Genomic DNA, 17,098 nt, shown 5'->3' with positions numbered 1-17,098 from the left:
GCGGCAGCCGGGGGAGCCTCGGTCGCCTCGCTCGAGTCGGCCTTCGGAGCGTCGGTGGCAGCGGCGTCGGCGTAGAGCTCGCGCTCCCACTCGGCGAGCGGCTCGTCCGCCCCGGTGCCGTCGGCATTGGCGCCCGAGCGACCGCCGGAGCGGGCAACGAGGCCCTCGGCGACGGCATCCGCGATGACGCGGGTCAGCAGGGTGACGGAGCGGATCGCGTCGTCGTTGCCGGGGATCTTGTAGTCGACCTCGTCCGGGTCACAGTTCGTGTCCAGGATCGCGATGACGGGCAGGCCGAGCTTGCGTGCCTCGTCGACGGCGAGGTGCTCCTTCTTGGTGTCGACGATCCACACGGCGGAGGGGACCTTGGCCATGTTGCGGATGCCGCCCAGGGTCTTCTCGAGCTTGATCCGCTCACGGTTGAGGATGAGCAGCTCCTTCTTGGTGCGACCCGAGCGGGCGAGGTCGTCGGCGTTGATCTCCTCGAGCTCCTTCAGGCGCGTGAGGCGCTTGGAGATCGTGTTGAAGTTCGTGAGCATGCCGCCCAGCCAGCGGTGGTTGACGTAGGGCATCCCGACGCGGGTCGCCTGGTCGGCGATCGGCTCCTGGGCCTGCTTCTTCGTGCCGACGAAGAGGATGGTGCCGCCGTGGGCGACGGTCTCCTTGACGAACTCGTAGGCGTTGTTGATGTAGGTCAGCGACTGCTGCAGGTCGATGATGTAGATGCCGTTGCGCTCGGTCATGATGAAGCGCTTCATCTTGGGGTTCCAGCGTCGGGTCTGGTGCCCGAAGTGGACGCCGCTCTCGAGGAGCTGGCGCATGGTGACGACGGCCATGCCGTGGTCTCGCTTTCCTTTGTTCCAGTTATCCACGAGGCTGGCGGGGTTGCCGTACTCGTGCCTGGCGTCTGCAACGCACCCCACCGGCGGCCGGGCAGCGATGTCGCTGCCCGGCATACCCGACTGCCGTGGTGCGCCCCGCCTTCGGGGCTGCTCCCTCGAGAGGGACCCGTCAGGCAGTGGAAGACGCGCGAATTCGACTCCCGCGCCACGGGCCCCGTCTGAACGCGGCTCGAGATGCAGATGTCGTGGGGCCATGGTACGTCCGGCGGGGCCGCGGGGGGAAATCCGGGTCGGCACATCAGCACACGCGCAGGCTTACCCCGGCGGGGGCGGATATCGTGCTCCCGTCCCGGTTCCCGTCGGGTCCGCCCGAGCAGGACCCGAGCCGGCACGGAGAGGCCCGACCCATGAGTGAGTGGCTGCAGGCCCTGCCTGCCCTCCTGCTCGTGGTCGCCCTCGTGGTCCTGCCCGGGCTCGGCGCTGCGTATGCCGTGGGGCTGCGCGGCCTCGTGGCCTGGGGCACCGCACCCGCCCTGGGCGTGAGCGTGCTGGCCGGCGCGCCCGTCGTGGCCCAGGTGATCGGGCTCGGCTGGAGCCCCGGGCTCTTCGTCGCGGCGGCCGCGGGGTGGTTGCTCCTCGCCCTCGGTGTCGGGCTGCTCCTGCGCGCGCGCTGGCCGCGGTGCGCGGTCCGGGAGGCTGACAGGCCGCGCTGGCCCTCCGTGGCCGGTGTGGGCCTCGGGGTGGCCGCCGTCCTCTCCGCCGCCGTGCCCGCGATGGGCTCGCCCCACGAGCTCGTGGACAGCACCGACGCCGTGGCCCACCTCAACCGGATCCGGGCGTTCCTCGACACCGCCAATTTCTCCTCGCTCCGGGCTCCGAGCTATCCCAGCGGCTTTCACGACATCGCCGCCACGGCCATGCAGGTCCTGCCCAGGCTCGACATCGTGGAGGCGGCCAACCTCACGGCGCTGACGACGGCCGCCGTGATCTGGCCGCTGGGCTGCGTGGCGCTGGCCCGCCAGTGCTTCGGCCGCTCCCCCGTCGTCCTGCTCGGGGCGGGTCTGGCGTCGGCGACGTTCACGAGCTTTCCGTTCATCCTCCTGGGGTGGGGCGTCCTGTGGCCCAACCTGCTGGCCACGGCGCTCCTGCCGGGCGTGCTCGTGCCGGCGCTCGTCGCCACCGGGACCCTGCCGGCCACGGCGCAGCTCACGCGCCCGGTGGCCGGGGCTGCGGCCCTGCTCGCCGTGCCGGGCCTCACCCTCAGCCACCCCAACGGGCTCGTCTCGCTGGCGATGATCGTCGCGCTCGGGCTGATGACCGCGGCCGGCAACCGCGCCCTCCACTCGAGCGGGCGACCCCGGGCCCGGGCCCTGGCGCTGCTCGCGGCCCTCGTCACCGCCGTCGGTGCCGGGCTCGTCGTCGTCCCCCGACTGTCCCGTCAGGTGGCCGACACCCAAAGCTACGACTTCGCCGCGGCCCAGCCGGTCGGTGCCGCCCTGGCGGACGGCTTGCTGCTCTCGCTCCAGGTCGGGGGGCCGCCCTGGGGGCTGCTGCTCGTCGTGCTCGCCGGCGGGGTCGCTTGCGCCCTGCGCCCCGAACGGCGCTGGATCGTCGTCACCCACCTCGCCTGCCTCGTCCTCTTCGCCCTCGCCGCCACGAGCCGGACCCCGTTCGGGGTGCTCCTCACGGGGTACTGGTACAACGACAAGGTCCGGCTCGCCGCGCTGGCCACCGTCCCGGCGCTGCTCCTGGCTGTTGCCGGCATCGCCGTCCTCGCGAGTGGGCTCCAGCGGGCGCTGACGGCCCACCCCCGCTCGGCCCGGCCCGGGGCCGGCGCCGCGCGCGTGCTCCCGAGCGCCGTCGTCGCGAGCGCGCTCGTGCTGTTCGTCGTCGCGACCGTCGGCCTCGACCACGCCGAGACGACCGGGCTGACCGCCCGCTACTACCGGCCGCCCCAGCCGGACCGGGTCCTGCTCACCGCCGCGGAGAACGCCGACCTCGCGCACCTCGCCGCGCACATTCCCGAGGGCGTCGTCACGGCGGGGGTCCCCGCCAACGGGTCGTCGTTCCTCTACGCCTTCCACGACCGGCCCGTGCTCTTCGACTCGTTGCTGCTTAACCCGGACCCGGACAGTGCGCTCATCGCGATGCACCTCAAGGACGTGCTGCGCCGAGGCGACGTCTGCGCCGCCCTGCGCCGCATGAACGTGCAGTATGCCGTGACCGGTCCGGTCCGCTACTGGCTCAGCCTCAGCGACCGGACGACCGGGCTGGCCGCCCTCGGGGGGACCACGGGGTTCGAGGAGGTCGACCGGGCGGGCCGCTACCGGCTCTACCGGATCACGGCCTGCGGCTTCGGCCCGCCGCGGGTCCCGGAACGCTGAGGCACGACGTTTAGGGTGGCGGCATGGCTGGTCCACTCGTCGCACGCATGCAGGGTTTCGGGACGACGATCTTCGCGGAGATGTCGGCGCTCGCGACCTCGACCGGGGCGATCAACCTCGGCCAGGGCTTCCCCGACACCGACGGACCGCAGCAGATGCTCGACGTCGCCAAGGCCGCGATCGACTCCGGTCGCAACCAGTACCCGCCCGGCCCCGGCGTCCCCGAGCTGCTCGAGGCGATCGCCGCGCACCAGCGCCGCTTCTACGGCATACGACTCGACCCGGCGCGCGAGGTCCTCGTCACCGCCGGCGCCACCGAGGCCATCGCGTCCGTCGTCCTCGCGCTGTGCGAGCCCGGCGACGAGGTGGTGACGTTCGAGCCCTACTACGACTCGTATGCCGCGACGATCGCCCTCGCCGGCGCGGCCCGCCGCACGTCGGTGCTGCGCTTCCCCGACTTCGCCGTCGACGAGGCCTCGCTGCGGGCGGCGTTCTCCGCACGGACCCGGCTCGTCCTGCTCAACAGCCCGCACAACCCGACCGGCAAGGTCTTCACCCGGGCCGAGCTCGACCTCGTCTGCGACCTCGCCCGCGAGCACGACGCGTGGGTCGTCACCGACGAGGTCTACGAGCACCTGGTGTTCGACGGACGTTCGCACATCCCGGTGGCGACCCTACCCGGCATGGCCGACCGGACCCTGACCATCTCCTCGGCTGGCAAGACGTTCTCGGCGACGGGCTGGAAGGTCGGCTGGGTCTGCGGGCCGGCCGAGGCGGTCGCGGCGGCGCGGACGGTCAAGCAGTTCCTCACCTATGTCGCGTCGGGCCCCTTCCAACCCGCTGTCGCCATCGCCCTCGGCCTCGGCGACGAGGTATATGCCGGGTTGGCCGCCTCCCTCCAGGGCAAGCGGGACCTGCTCTGCAGGGGGCTGACGGAGGCGGGACTGAGCGTGTCTCGACCCGCAGGGACCTACTTCGTCATCGCCGACGCCGCGCCGCTGGGGGCGAGCGACGCCCTGGAGTTCTGCCGGGAGCTGCCGCCGCGGTGTGGCGTGGTCGCCGTGCCGGTGTCGGTGTTCCACGACGACGTCGATGCGGCCAGGACCCTCGTGAGGTTCGCGTTCTGCAAACGGGACGAGGTGCTCGAGGAGGCCGTCCTCCGGTTGGCCGCTCTGCGTGGTGTCCGTTGAGCGTCACCGAGATCTGCGGACCGGCTTTCGGCGTCCACAGGGTGCGGCTCGCTCGCCCCAGGATCCACAGGCGAGCGGTGGGCCGTCGCGCCCGAGGTGCCGCGGCACGAGAGTGGTCGCATGCGCCCCTCCCGTCCGCCCTCGACATCGGTGCTCATCCGGGCCGCGGCCCTGGCGCAGGTCGTCGGCCTCGTCGTGGGAGTGGGGTTGGGGATGCCGGCGTCCGCGGACGCGGCGGTGGCGCCTGACCCTCAGGGCGGGGGTGGTCCGGTCCTCGCGGCCCGGTCGAGGTCGGTCGAGGGCCGCCCGGGTCGCTGGGCCTGGCCGTTGGCGCCCGATCCCCGCCTGGTCGAGCGCTTCGCACCGCCCCCGCACCCGCGGTCTGCGGGACACCGTGGCGTCGATCTGGACGCCATCGTTGGGCAGCCGGTCCGTGCGCCCGAGGCCGGCGTCGTGACCTTCAGCGGCGTCATCGCCGGCCGGGGGGTCGTCGTGCTCGCCCATCCCGGGGGGCTGCGGAGCACCTTCGAGCCCGTCGAGGGAGCCCTCCCGACGGGGGCTGCGGTGGGGCGTGGCCACGTGGTGGCCACCGTGTCGGCGACGATCGGTCACTGCGCGCCGGCGACCTGCCTGCACTGGGGCGTGCTCCGGGGCGAGACCTACCTCAACCCGCTGGGGCTCGTCGGTGTCCTGCGGGTGGTCCTGCTCCCGATGGCCTGACCCTGCCAGAGCCGGACGTCAGGAGGGGTCGGGGTATGGCCAGGGCGTGCAGCCCTCGAGGCTCTTGGTCTGCTGGACCATCACCGGCGCAGGCTTGCCCGGGCCCGGGCAGCCTCGGTGCTGGTGACCGAGGCCGTGACCGACCTCGTGGTTGACGAGGTAGGTCCGGTAGGCAGCGAGGTCCGCGCCATAGGTCCGCGACCCGAGCACCCACCGGGTGAGGTTGAGCACCGACCGGCCGCCGTTCCAGCAGGACACCTGCTGGGCGCTGACGTTGAGCGGCGCGCAGAGCCGGGCCGTGAGGGCGGGACTGGCCAGCGTCACGCGGATGTCGACGGGCGCGCCCCCCGACACGTCGGTCGGGGCAACCGCCACGAAGCGCACCCCGTCCACCTCCTGCCAGCCGCGATCGTCGCTGAGCACCGCCGCGACCGTCACGGCGACCTCCCTCGTATCGACCGTCAGTCCGTCTTCCACCTCGATGGAGTACCTCACCACGCGACCCGTCTTCTGCTGGGCGCTCTGCTTCTCGCTGCCCTGGGGTATCGCCACGGCGGTCACGGTGCCCGCCCCCGCTGCCGGGACGGCCGGCGTCGACTCAGCGGTCACCGCTGTCGGCGACAGGTCGGCCTCTGCCTCGTCGTCCGCGTGCGGGGTGGCGGTGTCCGCCTCGGGGTCGGCGACCGGCATGATGGCGACCGGAACCGGGATGCCCGTCCCCAGGTCGTCACCGGGGTCGTGCGGCCAACGCGCGACCACGGTGGCGAGGAGCATCAGCGTCGCGAGCCCGGCCAGGCTCCGCCGCAGCCGCATCCGACGACGCCTCGCCGCGGCGGCGCGCCGGGACCCGAGCTCATGGCCGGGAAGCAGATCGCCCCCTCGTTGAGCTGCCATGGGGTCGGTGAGTGGCATCTGCTCCAGTCCTGGTTGGTCGGTCAGTCGGCCAGTCGGTCAGTGGGTCGGCAGTCAGCCGGTCAGTCGGCCAGCCGGTCCCTCGTTCAGCTGTTGGGGTCAGCAGTGCGGACCGTGACCCATTCTGGGGCCACCTCGGCACAGGGCGGGTCACCCGGGGTTCCGGGGCGTGTTCGGAGCGCCGGCGGTGCTCCCCGAGGCTGTCCCGAAGGCGCACGCGTCCCTGGCCCACGGGCGGGTCGGCGCTCACGCTCGCGGATGGGCCTGCTCGTAGGACCTTCTGAGCCGGTCCACCGAGACGTGGGTGTAGAGCTGGGTCGTCGCGAGGCTTGCGTGCCCGAGCAGCTCCTGGACGATCCGTAGGTCGGCGCCGCCCTCGAGGAGGTGGGTCGCCGCGCTGTGTCGCAGCCCGTGCGGCCCGAGGTCGGGTGCGTCGGCGACGTGGGCCAGCAGGAGGTGGACGACCTCGCGCACCTGGCGGGGGTCGACGCGTCGACCACGCCGGCCGAGGAAAAGGGCCGGTCCACTCCCGGCAGTCGCGACCTGACCCCGATTGGCCAGCCAGGCCTCGAGGGCATGGCGGGCCGGGACGCCGAAGGGGACGGTCCGCTCCTTGGCGCCCTTGCCCATCACCCGCACGAGGTCGCTCCTCAGGTCCACGTCGTCGATGTCGAGGGACACGAGCTCCCCCACCCTGATGCCGCTGGCATAGAGCAGCTCCAGCAGGGCGCGGTTGCGGACGTGGATCGGGTCGTCGTCGTCAGCCGCAGTCGCTGCCACCTCCAGGAGGTCGGCCGCCTCGCGCTGGCGGAGCACTCCGGGCAACGTCGCCGACCGGCGCGGGGCGACGAGCCGCAGGGAGGGATCGTGGGTGATCCGCCCGGTGCGCACCGCCCATCGCAGGAAGGTCCGCGCTGCTGCAGCGCGCCGGGCGATTGTCGACCGCGCACTGCCCGAGCGCGAGAGCTGGGCGAGCCAGGCCCGCAGGTCAGCGAGCCGGAGGCCCTCGATGTCGCCCACACCGCGCTCGGCCCCGATGAAGTCCAGCAGGTTCTCGACGTCCGAGACGTAGGCCCGCCGGGTGTGCTCTGAGTGCCCGCGCTCGGAGACGAGGTGACGCGAGAAGGCGTCGACGACTCCCGGCCCGGCTCCCGGCCCGGTTGGGGGCCCGGTTGCCGGCCCGGTTGGGGGCTCGGTTGCCCCGTCCTCTTCGTCCTGGTGACCCACCCCGTCACCGTGACAAACACATCGAGCCGGAGCAAGGACCGGCGCGGCGCGTTGGGTCACCGGTCCGCAGGTCCTTGCTCCAGCTGCTGCCATCACGCGGTGCCGGCCCGCTCTGGTGGTCTCTTGCGCCATCCCTCCCCCTCCCTGACGACGAGCTGCAGGAGCTCGAGTCGGGCCAGGCTCGCGAGGACCGAGCTTGGGACCAGTCCCGCGGCGACGGCAATGCTCAGCACGCTCGCCGCCTTGCGGACCGGGACGCTGGCCAGCGCCGCCGCGTCGGCCGGGTCGAGCCCGTCGTCGTTGCGGACGGGGGCGCTCGGACGGGGGGCCGCGTCGCGGCCGATGGCACCGACGAGGTCGATGACCTCGGCGACGTCCGTGACGATCTCGGCGAACCCGTCGCGGCGTGCCTGATGGCATCCGGCCGATACCATCGAGGTGACCGGCCCCGGGACGACCCCCACGGGACGGAAATGCCCGGCAGCTGTCCGAGCGGTGTTGAGCGAGCCGGACCTCAGCCCGGCCTCCACGACGACGGTGCCCGTGGTCATCGTCGCGATGAGTCTGTTTCTCAACAGGAACCGCGGCCTGGTCGGCGCCGAACCGGGTGCCACCTCGGAGATCACGGCGCCCGTGTCTGCGATCCGGTGGATCAGCGTCTCGTGGGCGACGGGGTAGGCCCGGTCGACGCCCCCGGCGAGCACCGCGATGGTGACCCCATCCACCGCCAGTGCGCCCCGGTGGGCCGCCGCGTCGATGCCGAACGCGGCGCCGGAGACGACGGCGAACCCGCGGTCCGCGAGGCCGGCTCCGAAGTCAGCCGCCACCAGGTCGCCGTAGGAGGTGCAGCTCCGGGCCCCGACCACGGCGACGGACCGCCGGGCGAGCGCCGACAGGTCGGCCGGACCCCGGACCCACAGACAGATCGGCGGCGTGTCGAGGTCGTCCACCCCGCTCGGCCAGTCCTCGTCGTCGGGACACACGAGGCGGGCGCCGACCCGTTCGGCGATCTCCAGATCCCGATCGACGTCGAGGCGTTCGGCTCGCCGGACGAACGTCTCGTGCGCCTCAGGCGACCCGTCGAGGACCAGCGCCAGCGCCCCGGCTGCTCCATGGTCGGCGATCAGCTCCACCGCCCGTTCGTCTCCCGGCTCGGCCAACCGGCTCCACGCCGCCCGGGCCCACCGGTCCTCGTCACTCGTCCCGCTCCCCGAGCCGCCCCTTGCGTCCACCCCACCCGCCCTCTCTGTGCTGTCCGTCGCGTCCGTCTGGCCCGCTCGTCGGGTCGGGTCCGCCCCATCGCGCTCGCTCCGGCTCATGCCACCACCGCCTCCTGCTGTCGCATGCTGAGGGCCAGTCCGATGTCGTCCGCGGTGGGCCGCTCGTCCCCGCGCAGGTCGGTGAGGGTCCACGCGAGCTTGAGACACCGGTCGTAGGCGCGCATCGAGAACCCGCCCCGGTCGAGGGCGGCGTCGAGGAAGGCCGTCACCCCTCGGGGCAAGCGCATCAGTCCGGCGCGGAAGACGGGGCCGGGGACGTGGGCGTTGAGACGGTAGCCGGTGCCGGCCCAGCGGGCGGCCTGGCGCTGACGGGCGGCATGCACCCGGGCCGCGACCGCTGCCGTCGTCTCGCCGGGTTGCATCACCAGGGTCGCGCGAGATGGCGCGGGGACGAAGACCTGGATGTCGATCCGGTCGAGCACCGGTCCCCTGAGCCGGTCGAGGTAGGTGCGCCGACGTAGCGGCGAGCACGTGCAGCGCAGCCCCTTGCCGAAGCCCATCCCGCACGGGCACGGGTTGGCGGCCAGGACCAGCTGGAACCGGCAGGGGAACCGGAACCTGCCCGTGGCCCGCCCCACGACCACCTCACCCGACTCCATCGGCTGACGCAGGGCCTGGATCACCGAGCGGCCGAACTCCGGGGCCTCGTCGAGGAAGAGGACACCGTGGTGGGCCTGGGTCGCGGCGCCCGGCTGGACGACGCTGCTCCCGCCCCCGATGACGGCGGCCATCGACGCACCGTGGTGCGGGGCCACGAACGGCGGCCGGCGTTCCAGTGCTCCCTGCGCACCGAGGATGCCCAGGACCGAAGAGATCGCCGTGACCTCCATTGCCTGGTCCTCGTCCAGCGGCGGCAGCATCCCGGGCAGGCGCTCGGCCAGCATCGTCTTGCCCGCCCCCGGGGGGCCGACGAGATAGAGGTGGTGGCCTCCGGCCGCCGCGGTCTCCAGCGCCCGGCGCGGTTCGTCCTGCCCGACGATGTCCAGCAGGTCGGGGACCCTCGTCCCGGCCGTGGCCGGGGTGGCCGTCGTCACCGGCTCGGGCACCGGATCCGGCGCCAGCCCCTGCGCCAGGAGCTCATACCGTCGGACCAGCTCGCCCATGTGCAGCACCGGGTGGACCTGCACGTCCCGGATCAACCGAGCCTCGGCCGCGTTGGCCACCGGGACGACGACGTGACGCACCCCCGCCCGTGCCGCGGCCAGGACCAGCGGGAGCACCCCGCGCACTGGGCGCACGGTGCCGTCCAGCCCCAGCTCACCGATGTGCACGACCTCGTCCGCCACCCGCGGCGGGATCTCGCCGGAGGCCACCAGCGCCGCGACGCAGATCCCCAGGTCGAAGCCCGAGCCGACCTTGGGCACCGACGCCGGAGAGAGGTTCACCGTCACCCGGCGCGACAGGATGGGGTGGCCCGAGTTGGACGCCGCCGCCTTGACCCGGTCGGGCGCCTGAGCGCAGGCCGGGTCGGCCCGACCGCTGATCGTGAACGCCGGCAGCCCGCTCGAGACGTCCACCTCGACGTGGACGAGGAAGCCGACCAGTCCCTGAAGGCCCACCGCCCGGGTGCGTCCCAGTGTCACGACGCCACCGCCACGAGGTGCTCGATCTGGCAGGCACCCCGCCGAGGACGCAGCACGCCGATGACGTCGACCCGCACGTCGGCGTAGTGGCCCTCGTGATCCGCGAGCCACACCGCGGCGAGGCGCCGCAACCGCGCCAGCTTCTGGCGGGTCACCGCCTCGATCGGGGACCCGAAGGTGGTCGACCGGCGCGTCTTGACCTCGCAGACGACGAGGCAGTCCCCGTCGCGGGCCACGATGTCGACTTCGCCGACGGCACACCGCCAGTTGCAGGCGAGGATCTCCAGCCCCCGGTCACGCAGGTAGCGCGCGGCCATCCGCTCGCCATAGCTGCCGAGCGCCTTCGCCGTCGTGTGCGGCATCCCGCGCCCGCCCGGCATACCGTGTGTCTGCTCCATGCCGCAACCATCGCGGCCCACCGACGGCGGCTCCAGTCCCCGCCAGCCGCCTGTGGATCGTGGGACGAGCGGCGCAGGGGGTGTGGACGAGCAGACCCGTCAGGCCGGCGGCTCGAGGTCGGACTTGGGCAGCTCCTCGATGTTGACGTCCTTGAACGTCACCACCCGCACCGTCTTGACGAACCGCGCCGGCCGGTAGATGTCCCATACCCACGCATCGCTCATCGTCACGTCGAAGAACACCTCGCCGCCGTCGTTGCGCACCTTCATGTCCACGGAGTTGCAGAGGTAGAACCGGCGTTCGGTCTCGACGACGTGGGAGAAGAGCGAGACGACGTCGCGGTACTCCCGATAGAGCTGCAGCTCCATCTCGGTCTCGTACTTCTCGAGGTCCTCGGAACTCATCGGGCGCTCATCGTCCACTCCGGTGTCGTGATGTTCGGTGCGATCATGGCCTGCGCAGCCACGGGTGCGGTCCGGGCAAGTTCTATCACCCCGGGCAGGCGCCACGACCGTCGATGCTCCTCGCAGGGGCCGTGCGCCTCGAGGGCACGCAGGTGCTCCGGCGCGGCGTAGCCCTTGTTGACGGCCCACCCGTATGCCGGGTGGCGCGGATCCAGCCCGACCATGAGGCCGTCGCGCTCCACCTTCGCCAGCACCGACGCCGCTGCCACCGACGAGCACCTCACGTCGGCCTTGACCTTGGTCGTCACCGGCGGGAAGCTCGCGCCCGACTGGTCGGCGAGGGCGAGCAGCCCGACCTGCCCGGGTGGCGTGAGCCAGTCGTGGTTGCCGTCGAGGATGACGAGGTCCGCGACGATGCCCGTTGCGGCGATGGTGGTCAGGGCCCGGGTGCCGGCGAGCCGCAGGCCACCCATGATCCCGATCTCGTCGATCTCGGCGGGCGAGGCGTGGCCGACCGCGCAGGCGAGGGCCCACCGACGGATCGGGCGCACCATCCGCTCGCGGTGGCGGGCCGTGAGCAGCTTCGAGTCCTTCACGCCCGGAGGCGCCGTGCGGCAGGTCTCGTCGATGACGACCACCCCGACGGACACGGGACCGGCGAGTGCGCCGCGGCCCACCTCGTCCATGCCGGCCAGGACGCGGTGGCCCTCGCGCTGGAGGGCGCGTTCGACGCGCAGCGACGGTTTCGTGGAGCGGGAGACGACCATCAGTGCTCGGCTCAGCCGGCCCCGGTCGTCGCGCCGTCGGACGGGGTGACCGCAGGCTTCGTGGCGCCGGCCGGGGCCGGGACGGACTCGAAGATCCGGCTGGGCACCGACAGCCACCTGACGTTGTCGACGGGCCAGACGATGGTCACGGCCCGGCCGGTGATGTCGTTGATCGGCACCGAACCCGTCGCGCCGGTCCCGTCGTCGTGGAACCGCGAGTCGGACGAGTCGCTGCGGTGGTCGCCCATGACCCACACCCGTCCGGCAGGGACGACGATGTCGAACGCGGGTCGACCACCGCTGGGCGTGTCGCCCTTCTTGACGTAGCTCTCGGTCACGGCCACCCCGTTGATCGTCAGGGCGCCGGCCTTGTCGCAGCACACGACGTGGTCACCGGGCATACCGATGACGCGCTTGATCAGGTGGTCGTCGGAGTCGTCGGGCAGCAGACCGACGAACTGCAGGCCCTTGTGGACCGCGCCGCGCACGCCCGGCTGCGTAGCGGCGGGGCCGATGTCGCCGAGCCAGTGGTCCGGGTCCTGGAAGACGACGACGTCGCCCCGGGCCAGGTCGAACGGTCCGGGCGTGAGCTTGCTCACGATGACCCGGTCGTCCTTGACGAGGGTGTCCTCCATCGACCCCGAGGGGATGTAGAACGCCTGGATGAGCCACGTCTTGACGACGAAGGAGAGCACCATGGCCATGACGGCGATGATGACGATCTCCTTGATCCCGCCCCACAGGTTCGCCATGAACCCCTGACCACGGTCGTCTCCGGCGTCGTCCCCGCCGCCTTCGTCGCCGTCGTCGTCGCCCGACCCGGCGCGGGTGCGGCCGTCGTCGCTGTCGGGGTCCCCGGCAACGCGCGAACGCCGGGTGATCCTGGGGTCGTGGGTCTCGTCGGACATTGTCAGTGACCAGCTCCGGGCATCGAGGCAACGGTGGACAGGGCTCCGGCGTCCCCGAGCGTGCCCAGGCCACCGAGCGGCCAGTATCGCACCGACGCCTGCCCGATCACGTCATCCAGACGCACCATGCCCCCACCGGCGTGGCCGAGGTAGGCCCGGGAGTCGCTGGAGTCGCTCCGGTGATCGCCCATCACCCAGATCCGGCCCGTCGGCACGGTGACGTCGAAGGTCAGCTCGCTCGGGCGGTCACCGGGATACAGGTACATCTCGTCGACGGCGACGCCGTTCACGACGAGCCGGCCGGACGGGTCACAGCACACGACATGGTCACCCGGAGCGCCGACGACGCGCTTGACGTAGTCGGTGCCGGCGTCGATCGAGAGGATCGAGCCGAGGATGCGTCGGACCTGGTCCGCGCCACCGTCCGACGGCTGGTCCGGGCCGAAGGCACGGGCTCCGTCGAAGACGACGATGTCCCCCCGGCGCACCGAGTCGCCGCGCACCAGCCGGTTCGCCAGCAGCCGGTCCCCCGGCTCGATCGTCGGCTGCATCGAGCCCGAGGGCACGACGAAGGACTGCACGACCAACGCCCGCAGCAGGAGCATGAGGGCGAGCGCGAGCAGCACGAACCAGACCCGGTGCCGGACCCGCCGCGTCGATGCGTCGGGGACGGCCGACGCCGCTCCGCCCGGGTTCATGCCTGCGAGGCCCGGCGACCGCGGAGGCTCACGACGCGGGCGCGTCCTGAGGGGCGACGGGCTGGGCGGGCGCGGACTGGGCGGCGGCCGGCTTCGCACCCTGGGGGCCCTTGGCGCCCTTGACCGGGATGGTGCCGCGCTTCTCCTTGATCTTGGCGGCCTTGCCGCGCAGGTCGCGGAGGTAGTACAGCTTCGCGCGGCGAACGTCACCGCGGGTCACGACCTCGATCTTGTCGATGATCGGGGTGTGCAGCGGGAAGGTCCGCTCCACACCGACACCGAAGGAGACCTTGCGGACGGTAAAGGTCTCACCGATGCCGCCACCGTGGCGGCGGATAACGACGCCCTGGAAGACCTGGACCCGGGAGCGGGTGCCTTCGACGACCTTGACGTGCACCTTGAGGGTGTCACCGGCGCGGAAGTCCGGGATGTCGTCGCGCAGGGAGGCCTGGTCGACTGCATCGAGCTTGTGCATGACTGCTTCGCTTTCTCGTGGTGCCACCGGTCACCATGGGGTCCGGTGCCTCAGGACGAGGCACCAACGTGGGTATGCCGTCCGGCCGGCCTCGTGCGAGCACTCACCTGCTGCTCGCACTCCCCCCTGTGGCAGGGGCACGTCTGGTGCCGGACGCAAGCGCCAAGTGTGCCAGAGGACGGCATCGAGACGAAATCCCTCAGGTTGACGCAGCGGCAGGTCCGGGTTCATCCGGGTTGACGCGGCGTCAACAGGGTTGACGCCCCCTGCAGGGTGCGTCAACCCCGTTGACGCTGCGTCAACCTCGGGGTCGGCGTTTGGTCAGGTCGACGGTCCCGGGGAACCGGCCCGGCCCGGGCACCTGCCGGTAGCCCGCCCGCTTGGACATCCGGATGTTGTGGACACTGCGCGCACCGGTGTTGATCCACCAGGTGGCGCACCCGGACGGGGCGGCGGCCTCGGCGTGCGCGAGCAGGGCCCGGCCCAGGCCCCGGCCCTGCAGGTCGGGGGCAACCATCAGCCTCCCGGACTCCCACACGGTGGGGTCGAGCGGGGACACCCGACCTCGCACCGAGCCCACGAGCCGGCCACCACCACGGACGAGCCAAGTGCGCCACTGCTCGAACGACGCGCGGACCTCGTCGAGCGTCTCGGTCAGGGGCGGCAGGTCGGTCGAGGCGTTCGCCCGGGCCTCCGGCACCCAGCATGCACGCTGAAGCACCAGCAGCTCGGGAGCGTCCGCCGAGGCCGCCGTGACCAGCTCGAGCCCGACGGCGCCCGCGAGTGACTCGCCCGCAGTGACCCGCAGGGCTGCCGAGGCGTGCAGCAGGTCCGGGCGGCGGGTGGCCGTGCGGTGCAGCCGCTGCTCGTGCCGCCAGTCACGGATCGCGCCGTGGTCGCCGGACAGCAGGACCGGCGGCACCTTCAGGCCGCGCCAGAGCGCCGGCTTCGTGTAGACGGGATATTCCAGCAGGCCGTCCTCGTGGGACTCCTCGACGAGCGACCCCGCGTTGCCGATGACCCCCGGCAGCAACCGGGCCACGGCCTCGACGATCGCGAGGACGGCCACCTCCCCGCCGTTGAGGACGTAGTCCCCGAGCGAGATGACCGAGACCCGCATCCGCGTGGCGGCGTCAAGCTGCACCCGCTCGTCGATCCCCTCGTAACGGCCGCAGGCAAAGACGAGCCACTCCTCGGTGGCGAGCTCGCGCGCCCGGGCCTGCGTGAACGGCATACCCCCCGGGCCCGGGACGATCAGGTGCGGCAGCGCAGCGCCGTCTGCGCCGGCCAGGACCTCGTCGAGGGCCGCCCCCCACGGTTCGGGCTTCATGACCATACCGGCGCCGCCGCCGTACGGGGTGTCGTCGACGCTGCGGTGTCGGTCGTGGGCGTGCTCGCGCAGGTCGTGGACCCTGACGTCCAGCAGGCCCTCGTCCCGGGCCTTGCCGATGAGTGACAGACCCAGCGGCGCGAGGTAGTCCGGGAAGATCGACACGACGTCGATCCTCATGAGCGAGGCCTCACGTGTTGAGCTCCAGCAACCCCTCGGGCGGGTCGATGACGACCCTGCCGCCCTCGATGTCGACCTCCGGGACGATGGCGCCGACGAAGGGAAGGTATGCCGTGCCGCCCCCGTCCAGGGCGACGACGAGCAGGTCCTGGCTGGGCCCGAGGTCGAGGCCGCTGACCACGCCGACGCGGGTCCCGTCCCGCCGCACGACCGAGAGGCCGGTGAGCTCGTCCTCGTACCAGGCATCACCGGGCTCGGTCGGCTCGGCCTCGGCCTCGCCAGCGTGGTCGACGAGCAGGCGGGTCCCGCGCAGGGACTCGGCGCCGGTGCGGTCGGGGATCTCCACGAAGCCGAGCAGCCAGGTCCCGTTGTGCAGCCGGGCAGTCGTCAGCGTCAGGGTTCGCGGGACGCCGGTGCCGGGCTCGGCCTGGGTCGCGAAGGTCGCGCCGGGCACGAAACGGGTCAACGGCTCGTCGGTGTGCAGCTGCACGGTCACCTCGCCCTTGAGGCTGTGCGGCTTGCCGATCCGGGCCACCATGATGTCCATGGCTCGATCCTCTCAGGCGGGCGACGACAGGGGGCCCGGGACCGCGACGGTCCCGGGCCCCCTGTTGGAGTCGTGCAGGTCAGCGCGTCCGGTCGGTGTCGACGATGTCGACCCGCACGGCGCCCCCGCCGGCGAGTGCGCCGACGACGGTCCGCAGGGCGCTGGCCGTCCGGCCGGAACGGCCGATGACGCGCCCGAGGTCCTCGGGGTGCACGCTGACCTCGAGGAGGTCGCCGCGGCGCATCTCCTTACGACGGACGACGACCTCGTCCGCGTGGTCGACGATGCCCTTGACGAGGTGCTCGAGAGCCTCCTCCAGCACGGTCAGGATCCGGCCTTGACGAAGCCGGCCTTCTCGGCGGCCTCAGCGGTCCTGAACCAGACCTCGGCGACGGTTGCGCCGTACCACTGGCCGTCCGGCTCGTGGAACTTCATCGAGTCCTTGTTGCCCTTGACGTCGAAGCCTTCGGGGGCAGCGCCGTCCTCGGTCGCGGGGGCCGAGTCGTCGCCGTAGCCGCCGTCAGCCTTCGACTCGTCAGCCTTCGCCTCCGCGGGCGCGGGGGCGGCTGGCGCGGGGGCGGCTGGCGCGGGGGGGGCCGACTCCGCGGCCGGAGCCTCGTCCTTCGTGGGTTCGGCCTTCTTGGGCTCGGCCCTGACCGCGCGCTTCTTGGGGGTGGTGGCGCCGTCCTTGGCCTCGAGCGTGGAGCCGGTCGCAGCCATGGCGGCTTCGTACAGCTCCTTCTTGCTCGTCCTCGGCGCCTTGACCCTGAGGGTGCCCTCAGTGCCGTCGATGCCCTTGAACTTCTGCCAGTCGCCGGTGACCTTGAGCAGCGCCTCGACGGCCTCGGTCGGCTGCGCGCCCCGGCCGAGCCAGTGCAGCGCCCGCTCCGAGTTGATGTCGATGAGCGATGGCTCCTCGGTGGGGTGGTACTTGCCGATCTCCTCGATCGCCCGGCCGTCGCGCTTGACGCGCGAGTCCATCACGACGACACGGTAGAACGGTGCACGGATCTTGCCCATGCGCTTCAAACGGATCTTGACGGCCACAGTTGTGGTGTCTCCTGTTTCTTGTTGATGAGCGCGGCAAGACCGGGTGGGGAACACACGGGGTGCCGACGCTCGCTGTAGGCGTGACGACCGGGCAAGAGGGGCCCAGCCAGACGGGTACAGCCGATCATTGTGCCAGATCGCGTTCGCCTTCCCCAAACCACGGACCCGGGATGCCGGTTGTCCACCGTCCCCCCGCACGCCC

Annotated in this window: 16 protein-coding genes and 2 pseudogenes; 3 read left to right on the top strand and 15 right to left on the bottom strand. The window is 72.3% G+C overall.

Translation table 11 applies throughout. The features are described from left to right. A partial coding sequence (rpsB, locus tag ACLL9L_RS03490) for a 30S ribosomal protein S2 (protein ID WP_411283260.1) occupies positions 1 to 836 on the bottom strand: 836 nt, incomplete at its 3' end. A gap of 413 nt (positions 837 to 1,249) precedes the next feature. Here rpsB and ACLL9L_RS03485 point away from each other — a divergent pair. The 3 genes from ACLL9L_RS03485 to ACLL9L_RS03475 all read left to right on the top strand — a co-directional run bounded on the left by ACLL9L_RS03485 (position 1,250) and on the right by ACLL9L_RS03475 (position 5,136). Next, positions 1,250 to 3,226 carry a DUF6541 family protein gene (locus tag ACLL9L_RS03485; protein ID WP_411283257.1) on the top strand — a complete coding sequence of 659 codons (1,977 nt, stop codon included), beginning with the start codon at positions 1,250 to 1,252 and terminating at the stop codon, positions 3,224 to 3,226. 23 nt (positions 3,227 to 3,249) lie between these two features. After that, positions 3,250 to 4,416 (top strand): pyridoxal phosphate-dependent aminotransferase, encoded by a 1,167-nt coding sequence (locus ACLL9L_RS03480; protein WP_411283256.1) that lies wholly within the window; start codon positions 3,250 to 3,252, stop codon positions 4,414 to 4,416. A 120-nt stretch (positions 4,417 to 4,536) separates the two neighbouring features. Further along, complete coding sequence (locus ACLL9L_RS03475; RefSeq protein WP_411283255.1) at positions 4,537 to 5,136, top strand: M23 family metallopeptidase; 600 nt, start codon at positions 4,537 to 4,539, stop codon at positions 5,134 to 5,136. Positions 5,137 to 5,154: 18 nt separating this feature from the next. Here the strand turns inward: ACLL9L_RS03475 and ACLL9L_RS03470 are convergent, their stop codons facing one another. From ACLL9L_RS03470 to rpsP, 14 genes and pseudogenes are all read right to left on the bottom strand, one after another. Continuing rightward, complete coding sequence (locus tag ACLL9L_RS03470) at positions 5,155 to 5,949, bottom strand: DUF3152 domain-containing protein (protein WP_411283254.1); 795 nt, start codon at positions 5,947 to 5,949, stop codon at positions 5,155 to 5,157. Positions 5,950 to 6,294: 345 nt separating this feature from the next. After that, positions 6,295 to 7,275: a tyrosine recombinase XerC gene (locus ACLL9L_RS03465; RefSeq protein ID WP_411283253.1), complete on the bottom strand. Its 981-nt coding sequence runs from the start codon at positions 7,273 to 7,275 to the stop codon at positions 6,295 to 6,297. Positions 7,276 to 7,367: 92 nt separating this feature from the next. Next, positions 7,368 to 8,507, bottom strand: a complete 1,140-nt coding sequence (dprA, locus tag ACLL9L_RS03460) for a DNA-processing protein DprA (RefSeq protein ID WP_411283252.1) — start codon at positions 8,505 to 8,507, stop codon at positions 7,368 to 7,370. Between the two features lie 83 nt (positions 8,508 to 8,590). Beyond that, positions 8,591 to 10,138 (bottom strand): YifB family Mg chelatase-like AAA ATPase, encoded by a 1,548-nt coding sequence (locus ACLL9L_RS03455; RefSeq protein WP_411283251.1) that lies wholly within the window; start codon positions 10,136 to 10,138, stop codon positions 8,591 to 8,593. Beyond that, positions 10,135 to 10,536, bottom strand: a complete 402-nt coding sequence (locus tag ACLL9L_RS03450; protein WP_411283250.1) for a YraN family protein — start codon at positions 10,534 to 10,536, stop codon at positions 10,135 to 10,137. The genes ACLL9L_RS03455 and ACLL9L_RS03450 overlap by 4 nt, the downstream gene beginning before the upstream one ends. A gap of 99 nt (positions 10,537 to 10,635) precedes the next feature. Further along, complete coding sequence (locus ACLL9L_RS03445) at positions 10,636 to 10,941, bottom strand: DUF2469 domain-containing protein (protein WP_411283249.1); 306 nt, start codon at positions 10,939 to 10,941, stop codon at positions 10,636 to 10,638. Next, complete coding sequence (locus tag ACLL9L_RS03440; RefSeq protein ID WP_411283248.1) at positions 10,938 to 11,708, bottom strand: ribonuclease HII; 771 nt, start codon at positions 11,706 to 11,708, stop codon at positions 10,938 to 10,940. The genes ACLL9L_RS03445 and ACLL9L_RS03440 overlap by 4 nt, the downstream gene beginning before the upstream one ends. Positions 11,709 to 11,719: 11 nt before the next feature. After that, positions 11,720 to 12,616, bottom strand: a complete 897-nt coding sequence (lepB, locus tag ACLL9L_RS03435; protein WP_411283247.1) for a signal peptidase I — start codon at positions 12,614 to 12,616, stop codon at positions 11,720 to 11,722. Between the two features lie 2 nt (positions 12,617 to 12,618). Continuing rightward, positions 12,619 to 13,314 carry a signal peptidase I gene (gene lepB, locus ACLL9L_RS03430; RefSeq protein ID WP_411283246.1) on the bottom strand — a complete coding sequence of 232 codons (696 nt, stop codon included), beginning with the start codon at positions 13,312 to 13,314 and terminating at the stop codon, positions 12,619 to 12,621. Between the two features lie 130 nt (positions 13,315 to 13,444). Beyond that, positions 13,445 to 13,789 (bottom strand): annotated as a pseudogene (gene rplS / locus ACLL9L_RS03425) (50S ribosomal protein L19); the annotation flags it as partial. A gap of 298 nt (positions 13,790 to 14,087) precedes the next feature. Further along, positions 14,088 to 15,299 (bottom strand): tRNA (guanosine(37)-N1)-methyltransferase TrmD, encoded by a 1,212-nt coding sequence (gene trmD / locus ACLL9L_RS03420; RefSeq protein ID WP_411283245.1) that lies wholly within the window; start codon positions 15,297 to 15,299, stop codon positions 14,088 to 14,090. 10 nt (positions 15,300 to 15,309) lie between these two features. Further along, the gene (gene rimM, locus ACLL9L_RS03415; protein ID WP_411283244.1) at positions 15,310 to 15,846 is read right to left on the bottom strand and encodes a ribosome maturation factor RimM; all 537 of its coding nucleotides are present in this window, start codon (positions 15,844 to 15,846) and stop codon (positions 15,310 to 15,312) included. A gap of 79 nt (positions 15,847 to 15,925) precedes the next feature. After that, the gene (locus ACLL9L_RS03410; RefSeq protein WP_411283243.1) at positions 15,926 to 16,168 is read right to left on the bottom strand and encodes an RNA-binding protein; all 243 of its coding nucleotides are present in this window, start codon (positions 16,166 to 16,168) and stop codon (positions 15,926 to 15,928) included. Between the two features lie 197 nt (positions 16,169 to 16,365). Continuing rightward, positions 16,366 to 16,893, bottom strand: a pseudogene (gene rpsP, locus ACLL9L_RS03405) (30S ribosomal protein S16); the annotation flags it as partial. Between the last annotated feature and the right edge of the window lie 205 nt (positions 16,894 to 17,098).

It is taken from the genome of Lapillicoccus sp. (assembly GCF_046595215.1).
Classification (GTDB): domain Bacteria; phylum Actinomycetota; class Actinomycetes; order Actinomycetales; family Dermatophilaceae; genus Lapillicoccus.
The sequence above is the reverse complement of the archived record's forward strand: the minus strand, read 5'-3'. Positions and strand labels throughout refer to the sequence as shown.

Bases quoted from the DNA above. Each gene is read 5' to 3' on its own strand.
- lepB (WP_411283247.1), bottom strand. From the start codon at position 12,616: ATGTCCGACGAGACCCACGACCCCAGGATCACCCGGCGTTCGCGCGTT.
- ACLL9L_RS03470 (WP_411283254.1), bottom strand. From the start codon at position 5,949: ATGCGGCTGCGGCGGAGCCTGGCCGGGCTCGCGACGCTGATGCTCCTC.
- lepB (WP_411283246.1), bottom strand. From the start codon at position 13,314: ATGAACCCGGGCGGAGCGGCGTCGGCCGTCCCCGACGCATCGACGCGG.
- ACLL9L_RS03450 (WP_411283250.1), bottom strand. From the start codon at position 10,536: ATGGAGCAGACACACGGTATGCCGGGCGGGCGCGGGATGCCGCACACG.
- trmD (WP_411283245.1), bottom strand. From the start codon at position 15,299: ATGAGGATCGACGTCGTGTCGATCTTCCCGGACTACCTCGCGCCGCTG.
- ACLL9L_RS03485 (WP_411283257.1), top strand. From the start codon at position 1,250: ATGAGTGAGTGGCTGCAGGCCCTGCCTGCCCTCCTGCTCGTGGTCGCC.
- rimM (WP_411283244.1), bottom strand. From the start codon at position 15,846: ATGGACATCATGGTGGCCCGGATCGGCAAGCCGCACAGCCTCAAGGGC.
- ACLL9L_RS03475 (WP_411283255.1), top strand. From the start codon at position 4,537: ATGCGCCCCTCCCGTCCGCCCTCGACATCGGTGCTCATCCGGGCCGCG.
- ACLL9L_RS03445 (WP_411283249.1), bottom strand. From the start codon at position 10,941: ATGAGTTCCGAGGACCTCGAGAAGTACGAGACCGAGATGGAGCTGCAG.
- ACLL9L_RS03480 (WP_411283256.1), top strand. From the start codon at position 3,250: ATGGCTGGTCCACTCGTCGCACGCATGCAGGGTTTCGGGACGACGATC.
- ACLL9L_RS03440 (WP_411283248.1), bottom strand. From the start codon at position 11,708: ATGGTCGTCTCCCGCTCCACGAAACCGTCGCTGCGCGTCGAACGCGCC.